Annotated in this window: 10 protein-coding genes and 4 pseudogenes; 8 read left to right on the forward strand and 6 right to left on the reverse strand. The window is 63.8% G+C overall.

The window, feature by feature from the left end; all coding sequences use genetic code 11:
• Both MF6396_RS29150 and merR read right to left on the reverse strand, forming a co-directional pair.
• Positions 1-127 (reverse strand): annotated as a pseudogene (locus tag MF6396_RS29150) (oxidoreductase); the annotation flags it as partial.
• Between the two features lie 91 nt (positions 128-218).
• Positions 219-617, reverse strand: coding sequence for an Hg(II)-responsive transcriptional regulator (merR, locus tag MF6396_RS27005; protein ID WP_003089120.1), 399 nt, complete (start codon positions 615-617; stop codon positions 219-221).
• Between the two features lie 74 nt (positions 618-691).
• Here merR and MF6396_RS27010 point away from each other — a divergent pair, with 74 nt between their 5' ends.
• From MF6396_RS27010 to MF6396_RS27025, 4 genes and pseudogenes are all read left to right on the forward strand, one after another.
• Entirely contained in the window at positions 692-1,042 is a 351-nt protein-coding gene (locus MF6396_RS27010) for a mercuric transporter MerT family protein (RefSeq protein ID WP_003089115.1), read from the forward strand.
• Positions 1,043-1,054: 12 nt separating this feature from the next.
• Positions 1,055-1,330, forward strand: a complete 276-nt coding sequence (gene merP, locus MF6396_RS27015; RefSeq protein WP_003150552.1) for a mercury resistance system periplasmic binding protein MerP — start codon at positions 1,055-1,057, stop codon at positions 1,328-1,330.
• Positions 1,331-1,337: 7 nt separating this feature from the next.
• Entirely contained in the window at positions 1,338-1,550 is a 213-nt protein-coding gene (locus tag MF6396_RS27020) for a GDCCVxC domain-containing (seleno)protein (RefSeq protein ID WP_003089113.1), read from the forward strand.
• A 43-nt stretch (positions 1,551-1,593) separates the two neighbouring features.
• Positions 1,594-4,035: pseudogene (locus tag MF6396_RS27025) on the forward strand (Tn3 family transposase); the annotation flags it as partial.
• A gap of 48 nt (positions 4,036-4,083) precedes the next feature.
• Here MF6396_RS27025 and MF6396_RS27030 read toward each other — a convergent pair.
• The 4 genes from MF6396_RS27030 to MF6396_RS27045 form a co-directional block, all read right to left on the reverse strand.
• A complete protein-coding gene (locus MF6396_RS27030; RefSeq protein ID WP_034011920.1) occupies positions 4,084-4,821 on the reverse strand; it encodes a carbonic anhydrase in 738 nt (245 codons plus the stop codon).
• Between the two features lie 135 nt (positions 4,822-4,956).
• Positions 4,957-6,213, reverse strand: coding sequence for an IS66 family transposase (gene tnpC, locus MF6396_RS27035; RefSeq protein WP_161493051.1), 1,257 nt, complete (start codon positions 6,211-6,213; stop codon positions 4,957-4,959).
• A 19-nt stretch (positions 6,214-6,232) separates the two neighbouring features.
• On the reverse strand, positions 6,233-6,604 hold the full coding sequence (gene tnpB, locus MF6396_RS27040) for an IS66 family insertion sequence element accessory protein TnpB (protein WP_153046133.1): 372 nt from the start codon (positions 6,602-6,604) through the stop codon (positions 6,233-6,235).
• Entirely contained in the window at positions 6,568-7,038 is a 471-nt protein-coding gene (locus MF6396_RS27045; RefSeq protein WP_238596493.1) for a transposase, read from the reverse strand. Before MF6396_RS27045 ends, tnpB begins: the two co-directional genes overlap by 37 nt.
• Before the next feature lie 62 nt (positions 7,039-7,100).
• On the opposite strand from MF6396_RS27045, the pseudogene MF6396_RS27050 reads away from it, so the two are divergent.
• From MF6396_RS27050 to MF6396_RS27070, 4 genes and pseudogenes are all read left to right on the forward strand, one after another.
• Positions 7,101-7,340: pseudogene (locus tag MF6396_RS27050) on the forward strand (IS91 family transposase); the annotation flags it as partial.
• A 474-nt stretch (positions 7,341-7,814) separates the two neighbouring features.
• Positions 7,815-8,969 (forward strand): glutathione S-transferase family protein, encoded by a 1,155-nt coding sequence (locus tag MF6396_RS27060; RefSeq protein ID WP_034011923.1) that lies wholly within the window; start codon positions 7,815-7,817, stop codon positions 8,967-8,969.
• A gap of 490 nt (positions 8,970-9,459) precedes the next feature.
• Positions 9,460-9,936, forward strand: a pseudogene (locus MF6396_RS27065) (recombinase family protein); the annotation flags it as partial.
• 3 nt (positions 9,937-9,939) lie between these two features.
• Entirely contained in the window at positions 9,940-12,906 is a 2,967-nt protein-coding gene (locus MF6396_RS27070) for a Tn3-like element TnAs1 family transposase (RefSeq protein WP_078481960.1), read from the forward strand.
• Positions 12,907-13,066 lie beyond the last annotated feature (160 nt).

Genomic DNA, 13,066 nt, shown 5'->3' on the forward strand with positions numbered 1-13,066 from the left:
AATGCACCAGGGATGCGACTTCTTCCGGCTTGCCCAAGCGGTGCATGGGGATCTGCTGATCGACGATCAGTTCGGTCCCGGCAGACAGGATCGACGTCTCGATCTCACCCGGTGCAATCGCATTGACGGGGTTTGGGGAGCAATGGAACCAAAAACCAACGTAAGCTCTGAATCCCACCGTAAAGGGGCTTTCCGATCTCCAGCTCACCCGCCAGGCATTACTCTCTGATCAGTGCCTCGATGATCGGGCAGATCGTTCCGCCGTCTCCCGCATCACATTGCTGCACCAGTTCGCCTAACAGTTGCTGCATGACGACCAAGTCGGCCATCTTCTGCTCGATCAACGCGAGCTTGCGTGCAGCCCGTGCTCGCGTTTCGGCACAGGCGCACGACTCATCCAGCGTCAGCAGTCCACCGACTTCCGAGAGCGTGAAACCCAGCGCCTGAGCCCGCTTGATGAAACGCAGTCGCTTCACCATGTCCACCGGATAGCGCCGATGGCCACCCAAGGGTTTGGCTGGTTCATCCAGCAGCCCGCGTCGCTGGTAGTAGCGGATCGTCTCGACGTTCACCCCGGCGGCGTCTGCCAGCTTGCCAATGGTCAGCTCTGTGGCCATCACTTTCTCCTTGATTCCGTACTTTGGTACGGAGTTTAGAATAGCACCTAGGCAATCAGGCTCAGGAGATGGGAATGGGGATGCAACTCACCGGGAAAGGCTCGCTGGTCGCGAGTTCGCTGACCGCCATCGGTGCGTCGGTGTGCTGTGTCGGGCCACTGGTGCTGTTGGCACTCGGTGTCGGCGGTACGTGGGTGGGCGCTCTGACCATGATGGAGCCACTACGCCCCCTCTTCATCGGGTTGACTCTACTGTTCCTGGGATTGGCATTCCGCAAGCTCTACCTGGTGCCACAGGTTTGTACGCCAGGTACACCCTGCGCCGATCCGCGCACGCTCGTGCGACAGCGACTCGTGTTCTGGATCGTCAGCGTGCTGCTGCTCGGCCTATTGGCCGTGCCGTGGCTCGCCCCGCTGTTCTACTGAAGGAGATTAACCATGCGCAAACTGCTGATCGCCGTGCTTTTCGCCTTGCCCTTCGTGGCGCTGGCGGCTCCCCCGAAAACCGTCACGCTCGACGTGCAGAACATGACGTGCGGACTCTGTCCGATCACGGTCAAGAAGTCGCTGGAGAAGGTGTCCGGCGTGAGTGACGTCCAGGTCAATTTCGACCAGAAGACGGCGACCGTCACCTACGATCCCGATAAGGCCCAGCCCGAGGCACTGACTGAGGCGACCGCGAACGCGGGATACCCCTCCACAGTGCAGAAGTGAGGTCACGATGAGCGCCATTGTCCTTGAGTCCGTGCTGACTTGCCCGCGCTGCGGCTTCGCCAAGCCGGAAACCATGCCCACGGACGCCTGCCAGTTCTATTACGAGTGCAGCAACTGCAAGGCGCTGCTGCGCCCCAACCCAGGGGATTGCTGCGTTTTCTGTTCGTTCGGCTCGGTGAAGTGCCCGCCGATCCAGCAGCAGCTTGGGTGTTGCTCATAGCGTTTAGGGGGATCACAGGTCGTCGTCTGGATTACGCAGTGGCCGCAGCGTGACTGAGGAACAGCGATTGCAACTGCAAGACTTGCTGACGGTGGCCGAAGGCAACCGCAGCTCCCGGCTGGATCAATTGCGCTCCGGCCCGGTCATGGTCAGTGGCCCCGCGTTGATTCGGGCACTGCGCCGGCTCGATGACGTGCGCGGCATCGGCATCACCTTGCCGGCGGCGGCGCACATCCCTCCCAGCCGTATCGCCGCCCTGGCCCGCTTCGCCAACACGGCCAAGGTCACCGCGATTAATCGGCTGCCGGCGTCGCGGCGGATGGCGACACTGGTGGCCTTCGCACTCTGCCTGGAGGCGACTGCGCACGACGACGCACTGGAAGTCCTGGAGGCCTTGCTGCGCGACCTGTTCAGCAACGCGGAGAAGGCCGACAAGAAAGCCCGCATGCGCAGCCTGAAAGACCTGGATCGGTCGGCCGCGACGCTCGCCGCCGCGTGCAAGGTCGTGCTGGACAGCTCGATCAGCGATGACAACGTGCGCGCCCGGCTGTTCAACGACCTGCCGAGGACCACCCTGGAAAAGGCCCTGGAAGAGGTCAACGCGCTGATCCGCCCGGTAGATGACGTCTATTTTCTTGCATTGGAAGCGCGCTACCGCAGCGTGCGCCGCTTCCTGCCCGACCTGCTCAAGCACATCCGCTTCGGCTTCAGCCCGGCCGGCAAGGGCGTGGCGGCTAGTCTGGAGTGGCTGCAACTGAACCTGCCGCGCCGGAAGCCAGAGGATGACGCGCCGCAGGAGATCGTGGCCAAGGCTTGGCAGAAGCACATCACCCGCGAAGATGGCTCCCTCGACATGGGTGCCTATGTGTTCTGCACGCTCGATGCGCTGCGCACGGCCCTGCGCCGCCGCGATGTCTTCGTCTCGCCCAGTTGGCGCTATGCCGACCCGCGCCTTGGCCTGCTCGACGGTGCCGAATGGCTGGCGGCGCGACCGATCATCTGCCGGTCACTGGGCCTGACCATCGACGCCAAAACCACCCTGGACGCCTTGTCCGTCGAGCTGGATGCAACCTGGCTGGCAGTAGCCGCGCGCCTGCCCGACAACCCGGCGATTCAACTGAGCGAGAACACCGAGGGCAAGACCGAACTGTCGCTCGGGGCGCTGGACAAGCTGGACGAGCCCTGCTCGTTGCTGCAACTGCGGGCGGCCGTGTCTGACCTGATGCCGCGTGTCGATCTGCCGGAAATCCTCTTGGAAATCGCCGCCCGCACTGGCTTTTCCGAGGCCTTCACCCATGTCTCCGAACGCAATGCACGCGCCGACAACCTGGTCACCAGCCTCTGCGCGGTGCTGTTGGGCGGGGCCTGCAACACCGGCCTGGAGCCCTTGATCCGCACCGACAACCCGGCGCTGCGCCGTGACCGGCTGTCCTGGGTCAGCCAGAATTATATCCGCGACGACACCCTGTCAGCGGCTAACGCCATCCTGGTCGGAGCGCAAAGCCAACTGGAACTGGCCCAAGTCTGGGGTGGCGGCGAGGTCGCCTCCGCCGATGGCATGCGCTTCGTCGTACCGGTGCGCACCGTGCATGCCGGCCCCAATCCGAAGTATTTCGGCACCGGCCGGGGTGTCACCTGGTACAACCTGATTTCCGACCAATTCTCCGGCCTCAACGCCATCACCGTGCCCGGCACGCTGCGCGACAGCCTGGTGTTGCTGGCGGTCGTGCTGGAACAGCAGACCGAGTTGCAGCCGACGCAAATCATGACCGACACCGGGGCCTACAGCGATGTGGTGTTCGGGCTCTTCCGCCTACTTGGCTACCACTTCAGTCCGCGGCTGGCCGATGTCGGCGGTACCCGCTTCTGGCGCACACGCCCAGAAGCGGATTACGGCAAGCTCAACGGACTCGCCCGGCAGTCGGTCAAGCTCGACCTGATCGCGGAACACTGGGATGACCTACTACGCCTAGCTGGTTCACTCAAGCTCGGTCGAGTGCCGGCGACCGGCATCATGCGCACGCTGCAAACGGGAGATCGTCCGACCCGCCTGGCCCAAGCGCTGGCAGAGTTTGGGCGGATCGAGAAAACCCTGCACACACTGACCTACATCGATGATGAGCCCAAGCGCCGCGCCACCCTGACCCAACTGAACCGAGGCGAAGGTCGGCACAGCCTGGCCCGTGCCGTGTTCCATGGCAAACGCGGCGAGCTTCGCCAGCGCTATCGCGAAGGTCAAGAGGATCAACTCGGTGCTTTGGGCCTGGTGGTGAACATCATCGTGCTGTGGAACACCCTCTACATGACGGCAGCTGTGGAACGGCTAAAGCAGCACGGCTACCCGGTGCAGGAAGAGGATCTGGTTCGGCTGTCGCCGCTGATCTTCGAGCATATCAATATGTTGGGACGGTACTCCTTCGCGGTACCGGAAGAAGTCGCCCGAGGTGAGCTACGGCCACTGCGTAATCCAGAGGAAGACCTGTAGCTGTTTGTGATCGAAAGCGGCCATGCCCAGGCTGACGGTTATTTATTCTCAGGTAAAGAACTCAACCTCTCCACCCACAAGCTTATAGATAGCGCCTACAATTTTTATTTTCCCATCCTGCTCGAGCTTATTCAGGGTGGGGCTGTGTTGACGGATATCGGCCAGCGTCATCTTGATGTTGGTGCGGGCAACGGAATCGACAAAGTCATAGTTGTCAGCCGTACGCTCACCTGCGTATGCCGTTTCAGTAATTGCCGGTTTAATTTTGCTCAGCAATCCAGTCAGGTTTCCCAGTTCGGCGTTGGCAATGGCACCCTTCACCGCACCACAGGAGGTATGCCCCATCACCACTATTACCTTGGCCCCTGCCAGAGCACAGGCAAATTCCATGCTGCCGAGAATGTCTTCGTTTTCCACATTGCCAGCCACACGGCAGTTAAACGTTTCACCAATACCGGCATCCAGCAGGATTTCCGCCGGAGCGCGCGAATCAATACAGCTTAAAATTACCGCTGACGGATACTGCCCCTTTTGACTGGCGCGCTTTTGCGCCAAATAGTCATGCTGCTGCATTTTGCCTTCACGGAAACGCAGATTGCCAGATTTCAGGCTTTCAATGACCTCATCCGGCGTCATTTTATCTCGCTCTTCTTTGCTAAGCGCTGCGGCAAAAGACACTGAAGGCACAGTTAACCCGGCCACTCCAGTAATCGCCAATGTGGAAAGGGCAGCTCCGCGCTTGAGCAGCATGCGGCGGGATGGGTGTTGCGGGTCAGATTGGCTCATTGTTCAGCTCCTAGATTGTGGTGTTGGGCCACATTAACTCGGATGCACATTGCCGTAAGCAATACTTTCGAAAAGTACGGAAGATCAATCGAGGGAATTGCCTAGGAAGAAGGCTCTGAGCGGAGGTGGTAAGGCTTACGTTGGTTTTTGGTTCCATTGCTCCCCAAACCCCGACTTGGCGAGTTCGTCGAACTTGCGTCGGGCGTGCGCCGCACAGGCCGCCGAGACACGCTGCGGGAAGACCTTGGGGTCGAGCACCGAGTCATAGCCGCCGTAGCGGTCGCACACGAGCGTGCCGCTCCAGGGCGGATCCCGGCTCTCGGCGGGCCGGTCGGCCTGGCTGCCGGGTGGACTGGGCAGCCCGCCCAGGAAGGCCAGCGGGTACTTGCTGCCCCGCCCCGGACAGAAGTCGTAGACCACGCCGGGCCGGGGATCGAATTCCCCGCGTGCATAGGCCCAGACGTACGCTTTCCTGGTCTTGCCTGCACCCGGGTCCAGCATGTCCACCGTCGTCTCGTCGGCCTGCACGACCGCGCTGCCCAGCACGAAGCGCTTGAGCGCCTCGTACAGCGGGTGCAGCGCCGCGCCCGCCTGACCGGCCCACGCGGCCAGCGTCGAGCGCGGGGTGTGCACGCCCGAGCGGGCATTGATCGCCTCCTGCCGGTAGTACGGCACATGGTCGGCGAACCGGCTGATGAGCGTGTACGCCACCAGTCCGCTCGCCGGGATGCCCCGCTCAATGATCTGCGGCTCGGCGGGCTCCTGCACCAGGCGATCGACGCCCTGGCGCTGGCAGCACCGGCAGACCCACTTGCCCCGGATGTGCCGGTGCACGAAGAACTCCGCCGGCACGATGTCCAGTCGCTCGCTGACGTCCTCGCCCACCCGGGTCATCGGCTCGCCGCAGTCCACCGCCGGGCAGTGGGTGTCGGCCGGCTCGTGGTGATGCTCCACCCGGCGCAGGTGCTCGGGCAGCGCCTGCCGGCGCGGCGGCTGGGGCGCCTTCTCGGGAGTGACTGGCGGCGGCGACTGCCGGGCCTGCAACTCGGCGAGCTGCGCCGGCAGGTCCGCCTCGTCCTCGACCAGCGTCTCCAGGAAGAGCTGTCGCTGCTGCGCATCCATCGCCTCGGTGCGCGCGCCGAACTTCCAGCGCTTGAGCCGCGCCAGCTCGAACGTGATCTTCTCGATCTTCGCGTCCCGCCACACGATCTCGCCATCACGCCGGGCAATCTCGCGCGCCTGCTGCTGGACATGCACCAGCATGCGCTGCGCCAGGGCCTCCAGGGCCTGTGGCGTCAGGCCCCTCAGGTCCTGGCTCTGGAGCGCGTCCATGTCATGCATGCGCCCATGCTGCCCGCACGAGGCCAGCCCCGCCATCGGCAACTTCAGCAATTGCGCCTCCGGCATCCGCTCACACCCGGGTGATCACCCGCCGCTCGTGCAGTCGCTGCCACGGCAGCCCCACGATCAGCGCATCGAATTGCTCCTGCGTCAGGGCCAGCGGGGTGCTCGACTCCAACCCCCGCGGCCACACGAAGTGCCCCGCGTTGAGTCGCCGGGCTGCGCACCACACCCCCCAGCCGTCATGGACGATCAGCTTCACGCGTGTGGCACGCGCATTCGCGAACAGGTAGCCGTGGTGGGCCTGCGCCGCCCCCAGCGTCTGCACCACACACGCCAGCAGCCGGTCCGCCCCGGCTCGCATGTCCACTGGCGCCGTGCACGCCCACAGCGCGTCGATGCGGATCACTTCGTCACCCCAGCGGCCAGTTCGCACAACCACGCCGCACACGCCTGGGCCTGCGCTGCCGGCCAGCTCACCGTCAGCCGGGCCGCGCCGCTGCGCCACTCGATGTGAATGTCTGGCGTGCTCGGGTTCGCCATGCCAGGGCCTTCGGCGCTCGGCCGCGGCCTGTCCGGTGCTGGCAAGGCCAGCGCTACGAACTGGGCATCGACCACCGGCGCCGGGTTGCCCGAGGCCATGGGTGCTGACGCCGCCGCCGGCACCTCACACCCAGATCCCAGCAGGCCTGCCCGCTTGACTCCCCGACCCGCCAGCCACTGACGCACCACGTTCGCGTTCAGCCCATGCCTGAGCGCCACTGCCGCGATCGACGCTCCAGGCTGTCGGCATTCGCCCAGCACCTTCGCCTTGAACTCGGCGTCGTGCACTCGCCGAGTCTTGTCCTTGTGTTCCATTGCTGTCCACCAATTCACATTGCTGGACACCATCGTCTCGGAGCTATCCAGCTCCTTCAAGGGGGCATGGCTGGTCGCTCACGCTGTGCCCCATGTGCGGTGGGCAGATGCGCATCATTGCCTTCATCACCCACAGCGCCGAAATCCGCCACATCCTGAACCACATCGGGGTGGAGTCTGCCCCCCCGCACATCACCCCGGCACGCGGGCCACCGCTGTGGGAGGGCTGCGACGCGCCGGTGGATGATGGTGCGCAAGGCGAGCCGGATTGGGATCTGGCAGCTCAACCCGACGAGGTAGACCAGCGCGTCAATTGGTGACCCAGTGAAGCGGCGGTATCCATCGCTGCGGGGAAGCAGCTGCGCGCGCGCCAGGCCCAAATGCATACTGCCTCCCAAGCTCTTGCCATTGAGCGGCAAGCGAGCGCTCAACCTTCCTTGGCCGAACGTGTTTCGAGGCCCAAAACTCGTGCCATACTTGGCCTCATGCGGTTGAATTTCCTATCCGTAAAGTCCTATTTCACCACAGCGCCAGCAGACTGCCCAGCAAGCGATGTCGCAGCCCGGCTGGATGCTGGCGGCTGTCTGTGTCTGAGGGAGCTCACAGCGTCATCAATCGGTGACAGCTCTACCCTGTAGCGACTTGCCAGCACGATACGGGGGTGATTCACTAACCGGCATTGCATACCGCCACAATAGCGGCGTCAGTCATAACCTGCGCGCTTCGTGGCTCCGCAAAACCCTGCTGTTTCAGCGGAGCCTTGAGCTTCCCACCTCGACCCGAGAACACCTGCCATGACCGATTCCCAGCAATGCATCACCCTGTGGGGCACGCCGCACTCCCTGTATACCGGCAAGATTCGCTCGTATCTGATCAAGAAAGGCATCAGCTTCCGCGAGCGCATGCCGGCTGAGCCGGCGTTTCAGCAGCGAGTCGTACCGGTGGTTGGTGCCGTGGTAGTACCCATTCTGGAGCTGGCCGATGGCACCATCGTGCAGGATACCAGCGACATGATCGACCATCTGGAGCAAGCCTTTCCCGCACGCCCGATGCTGCCGACCTCGCCGGTTCAGCGGGTAACCGCACTGCTGCTGGACGGCTTTGGTTCCGAGGGCCTGCTGGCCGCCGCCATGCACTATCGCTGGTCCTACCGCGCCGAGCAGGAACAATTCCTGCGCGCCGAATTCGGCCGCAGCGTGCACGCCGGCAACAACCGTGATGAGCGTCTGGCTGCAGGCGCGCAGATGATGAGCTACTTCAATTCCTTTCTGCCTTTCCTCGGTGTGACTCCGCAAAGCATCCCGGCACATGAGGCCGCCTATGAGGCGCTGCTGGATGCGCTGGACATTCACTTTCTCAGCCATCCGTACCTGCTCGGTGGTCACCCGAGCATTGCCGACTTCGGCTTTATGGCCCCGCTGTTTGCTCACCTCGGCCGCGACCCCTACCCGTCCGCGCTGATGAAAAATCGTGCACCGAATGTCTTCCGCTGGACCGAACGCATGAACCTTGCCGGTATCGGCGATGTCGAGTTTCCCGACCGTGCTGAAGCCTGGCTGCCCGACGATGCGCTTCCGGCCACCCTGGAGCCGGTTCTGGCGCTGCTGTTCAAGGACTGGGGCACTCTGCTGGCGGCGGATGCCGGGGCATTCAATGCCTGGAGCCAGGGACTGCCTGCAGGCACTCCGACGCATATAGCCCAGGAGCGCAAGATTCATCCCACCGTCGGCATGGTCGAGTATCAGTGGCGTGGCTGCAAAATCCAGCGCGCCAGTGCGCCACACGGTCTGTGGCTATTCGCCAAAGCCCAGGCAGCGGCCAACGGTCTGTCCGGTGCGGCGCAGCAGCGTGTAGCCGAACTGCTCAAGCGTACCGGCGGTGAGCCGGTCATGGCCTTGCAGCTGGCCCGGCAGATGAAGCGGGAGAACTACAACCTCGTCCTGCAATAGCCTTGCAGCCAGCCGGGCAATCACAAACCTGCGTCATGCAGGAGGATATTGCGCCAGGCGCTGGCCACAGCGGGTATCTGAGTAACCCCCGGCACTTCAAGGGTTCAGCGGAACGCCTGCATGCTATGTTCGCGCACTGGCCGGGGCCAGTTGAATGTTGCGGGCAGCGCGCGTGGAGGGTGGCCTCGGCGCGTAGCGACAGCCCGCCAAGGCCAACTTCCCTGTACCGGCTTACTGCCCATCCTGCATCCACGAATTACCGCGGTAGGTTGGGTTGAGCCACGCGAAGCCCAACAGGTATCAATGCACCGCTTTGTCGGGCTTCGCCGCAAGGCGGCTCAACCCAACCTACAATACGGACTTATTGACTCGGCATCATGCATCCATGAATTACCGGTAGATTGGGTTGAGCCACGCGAAGCCCAACAGGTATCAATGCACCGCTTACACCCCCAAGCCCTTCGTGCGCAAAGCGTTTGCCAAGGTGAGCAAGGTGTTCACCGACAAGGCATCGGGCAAGGACACCCAGCGCCCCCAGCTCGAAGCGCTGCTGAGCTTCGTCCGCGAAGGCGATACAGTGGTGGTGCACAGCATGGATCGGCTGGCCCGCAACCTCGATGACCTGCGTCGCTTGGTACAGAAGCTGACTCAGCGCGGCGTGCGCATCGAGTTCCTGAAGGAGGGCCTGGTGTTCACTGGCGAGGACTCGCCGATGGCCAACCTGATGCTGTCGGTGATGGGGGCCTTCGCTGAGTTCGAGCGCGCCCTGATCCGCGAGCGGCAGCGTGAGGGCATCGCCTTGGCCAAGCAGCGTGGCGCGTACCGGGGCCGCAAGAAAGCCCTGTCCGATGAGCAGGCTGCTACCCTGCGGCAGCGAGCGACGGCCGGCGAGCCCAAGGCGCAGCTTGCCCGCGAGTTCAACATCAGCCGGGAAACCCTCTACCAGTACCTCCGCACGGACGACTGACACATGCCGCGTCGCTTGATCCTCTCGGCCACGGAGCGGGACACCCTGCTTGCGCTGCCGGAAAGCCAGGATGACCTGATCCGCTACTACACCTTCAACGACTCCGACCTGTCGCTGATCCGCCAGCGACGCGGCGACGCCAACCGCCTCGGCTTCGCTGTGCAGCTCTGCCTGCTGCGCTACCCCGGTTACGCGCTGGGAACCGACAGCGAGCTGCCCGAGCCGGTCATCCTGTGGGTGGCGAAGCAAGTCCAGGCCGAGCCGGCGAGCTGGGCAAAGTACGGCGAGCGCGACGTGACCCGTCGCGAGCATGCCCAGGAACTGCGCACCGACCTGCAACTGGCCCCGTTCGGCCTGTCCGACTTCCGCGCCCTGGTGCGCGAGCTAACCGAGCTGGCCCAGCAGACCGACAAAGGCTTGCTGCTGGCCGGTCAGGCCCTGGAGAGCCTACGGCAGAAACGACGCATCCTGCCGGCGCTGAGCGTGATTGACCGGGCCTGCTCGGAAGCCATTGCGCGAGCCAATCGGCGGGTCTACCGCGCCCTGGTCGAACCACTCACGGACTCGCATCGGGCCAAGCTGGACGAGCTGTTGAAGCTCAAGGCCGGCAGCAGCATCACCTGGTTGACCTGGCTGCGCCAGGCACCGCTGAAACCCAACTCTCGGCACATGCTGGAACACATCGAGCGGCTGAAGACATTTCAGTTGGTGGACTTGCCCGAAGGCCTGGGCCGGCACATCCACCAGAACCGCCTGCTCAAGCTGGCCCGCGAGGGTGGGCAGATGACGCCCAAAGACCTCGGTAAGTTCGAGCCGCAGCGCCGCTACGCGACCCTGGCCGCCGTGGTGCTGGAGAGCACCGCGACCGTGATCGATGAGCTGGTCGATCTGCATGACCGCATCCTGGTCAAGCTGTTCAGCGGCGCGAAGCACAAGCATCAGCAGCAGTTCCAGAAGCAGGGCAAGGCGATCAACGACAAGGTGCGCCTGTACTCCAGGATCGGCCAGGCGCTGCTGGAAGCGAAGGAAAGCGGCAGCGACCCCTATGCCGCCATCGAGGCGGTGATTCCCTGGGACGAGTTCACCGAGAGCGTCAGCGAGGCCGAGCTGCTGGCCGGGCCGGAAGGCTTCGACCACCTGCACCTGGTCGGCGAGAACTTCGCCACCCTGCGCCGTTACACGCCGGCCTTGCTGGAGGTGCTGGAACTGCGCGCCGCGCCGGCCGCGCAAGGCGTGCTGGCAGCCGTGCAGACCCTGCGTGAGATGAACGCCGACAACCTGCGCAAGGTGCCGGCCGATGCTCCCACCGCCTTCATCAAGCCGCGCTGGAAGCCACTGGTGATCACCCCGGAAGGCCTCGACCGGCGCTTCTACGAAATCTGCGCCCTGTCCGAGCTGAAGAACGCCCTGCGCTCCGGCGACATCTGGGTCAAGGGCTCGCGGCAGTTCCGCGACTTCGACGACTACCTGCTGCTGGCCGAGAAGTTCGCCGCGCTCAAGCGGGAACAGGCCCTGCCGCTGGCGATCAACCCGAACAGCGACCAGTATCTGGAAGAGCGCTTGCAGCTGCTGGACGAGCAGTTGGCCACTGTCGCCCGCCTGGCCAAGGACAACGAGCTGCCCGATGCCATCCTCACCGAGTCCGGGTTGAAGATCACCCCGCTAGATGCGGCGGTGCCGGATCGGGCGCAGGCGCTGATCGACCAGACCAGTCAGTTACTGCCGCGCATCAAGATCACCGAACTGCTGATGGACGTGGACGACTGGACGGGCTTCAGCCGCCACTTCACCCACCTGAAGGACGGGGCCGAGGCCAAAGACCGGACGTTGCTGCTGTCCGCGATTCTCGGTGATGCAATCAACCTCGGGCTGACCAAGATGGCCGAGTCGAGCCCCGGACTGACCTACGCCAAGCTGTCCTGGCTGCAAGCGTGGCACATCCGCGACGAAACCTACTCGGCGGCCCTGGCTGAGTTGGTCAACCACCAGTACCGCCATGCCTTTGCCGCCCACTGGGGCGATGGCACCACCTCGTCCTCCGATGGCCAGCGCTTCCGCGCGGGCGGCCGGGGCGAAAGCACCGGGCACGTCAACCCGAAGTACGGCAGCGAGCCAGGACGGCTGTTCTACACCCACATCTCCGACCAATACGCGCCGTTCAGCACACGCGTGGTGAATGTCGGCGTCCGAGATTCCACCTATGTGCTCGACGGCCTGCTGTATCACGAGTCCGACCTGCGGATCGAGGAGCACTACACCGACACGGCCGGTTTCACCGATCACGTCTTCGCCCTGATGCACCTGCTGGGCTTCCGCTTCGCGCCACGCATCCGCGACCTCGGCGAAACCAAACTGTACGTGCCGCAGGGCGTGCAGGCCTACCCGACGCTGCGCCCGCTGATCGGTGGCACCCTGAACATCAAGCACGTGCGCGCTCATTGGGACGACATCCTGCGCCTGGCCAGCTCGATCAAGCAGGGCACCGTTACCGCCTCGCTGATGCTGCGCAAGCTCGGCAGCTATCCGCGTCAGAACGGCCTGGCTGTCGCCCTGCGCGAACTGGGCCGGATCGAACGCACGCTGTTCATCCTAGACTGGCTGCAAAGTGTTGAGCTGCGCCGCCGCGTGCATGCCGGCCTGAACAAAGGTGAGGCGCGCAACTCGCTGGCCAGGGCGGTGTTCTTCAACCGCCTTGGGGAAATCAGGGATCGGAGCTTCGAGCAGCAGCGCTACCGGGCCAGCGGCCTCAACCTGGTGACGGCGGCTATCGTGCTGTGGAACACGGTGTACCTGGAGCGCGCCACCCAGGGGTTGGTCGAGGCCGGCAAGCCGGTGGACGGCGAGCTGCTGCAATTCCTGTCGCCGCTGGGCTGGGAGCACATCAACCTAACCGGCGATTACGTCTGGCGGCAGAGCCGCAGACTGGAAGACGGGAAGTTTCGGCCCCTACGGATGCCCGTAAAACCTTAGCGTACGATTTTTTCCGAATTCTGCGAGCTCCCCACATACCGACAGAAGCACTTCGGCGCTGACCACGAGGTATCGGCGTGTGAACTCGCATCTTGGGAATCTGTGGGGGGGACCAAGACAGCGGCGCTAGGGGCTCATATCGTCGATCGGATCAGAGAGT

It is taken from the genome of Pseudomonas sp. MF6396 (assembly GCF_002018915.1).
Taxonomy (GTDB): Bacteria; Pseudomonadota; Gammaproteobacteria; order Pseudomonadales; family Pseudomonadaceae; genus Aquipseudomonas; species Aquipseudomonas palmensis.